Source organism: Roseovarius sp. MBR-6 (genome assembly GCF_040547525.1).
Taxonomy (GTDB): domain Bacteria; phylum Pseudomonadota; class Alphaproteobacteria; order Rhodobacterales; family Rhodobacteraceae; genus Roseovarius.
Window position 1 is genome coordinate 1 of sequence record NZ_JBEPPW010000070.1, and the last position, 1281, is coordinate 1281.

Sequence of the window (1281 nt, forward strand, 5' to 3'; positions counted from 1 at the left end):
TGCCGCGCCGCCTCTCGCTGGCTCATGCCCTCAGCACACGCCAGCCGAACCTTCCGATACAAATCCACAGTGAAAATCCTCCCGCCCTCCCTGTCGCCAGAAAGGATAAAGGTGGACGACTTTTACGCCGCCCGCAGCAGGCTTATCCCGCCGCTACCGTGGCCGACTTTCGCACCGCCGTTCTCAGCGCTGATCGAGGCGCATGTCTTCGCCGCCGCCCGGCTGCATGGCGACGATACCACCGTGCCGCTGCTGGCCCAGGGTGGCACGAAAACCGCGCGGCTCTGGACCTATGTGCGCGACGACCGCCCCTTCGGCGGCACCGCCCCGCCCGCGGTGGTCTTCCGCTTCTCCCGCGACCGGGGCGGGGAACATCCAACCGAACATCTGAAGGGCTGGCAGGGCATCCTTCAGGCCGACGCCTATGCCGGATACAATCAGCTTTACGACCCAAAGCGAATGCCGGGGCCTGTTGCGTCAGCCCTGTGTTGGGCCCATGCACGCCGCAAGTTCTTCGAACTCGCCGATGTCGAGAGCAACATCCGCAAGGGCAAGAACGCCAAGGAGATCTCGCCGATCGCCGTTGAGGCCGTAAAGCGCATCGATGTCCTGTTCGAGATCGAGCGGGACATCAACGGCAAATCCCCCGCCTCCCGCCTCGAGGCGCGGCAACGCTTGTCCGCGCCGCTGGTCGTCGATCTGGAACGCTGGCTGCGCAGCGAACGGGCGCTGCTCTCGAAGCACGCCAAGGTCGCCAAGGCGATCGACTATTTGCTGTCGCCAACCCATTGGCCGAACTTCACCCGGTTCCTCAAGGATGGCCGCATCTGTCTCTGCAACAACGCCGCCGAGCGATCCCTGCGCGGCGTGGCCCTCGGCCGGAAGTCCTGGCTGTTTGCAGGCTCCGAGCGTGGCGGGCAGCGCGCCGCCGCCATGTATTCCTTGATCGGCACCGCCAAGCTGAACGGCATCGATCCGCAGGCCTGGCTCGCCGACGTCATCGCCCGCATCTCCGAAATGTCCGTCTCACGCCTGCACGAACTGCTGCCGTGGGAATGGAACCCCGAAACACCCCAGGTCAAGGCAGCCTGACCGCGGCCCTCGGCGGGTGCTTACTTCAAGGACGGGATCAAGCAACTTCAAAGCGCCGCCTGATCACGCCGTCACCAACTTTCGGGCATAGCTCGGCGTGGACGGCAAACCCCTGGTCGCAGGCAAGACATTGACCGGGTTCACCAACACCGAAGAGGAGGCTGCTGGCCTGACCGCGGTGGTCCCATT

At 64.9% G+C, this 1281-nt stretch carries 1 protein-coding gene; it reads left to right on the forward strand.

Going from position 1 to position 1281, the window contains the following annotated elements; genetic code table 11:
• The coding region (tnpC, locus tag ABIE57_RS20510; RefSeq protein ID WP_354540890.1) for an IS66 family transposase at nucleotides 1–1092 on the forward strand (1092 nt) is incomplete at its 5' end.
• Between the last annotated feature and the right edge of the window lie 189 nt (nucleotides 1093–1281).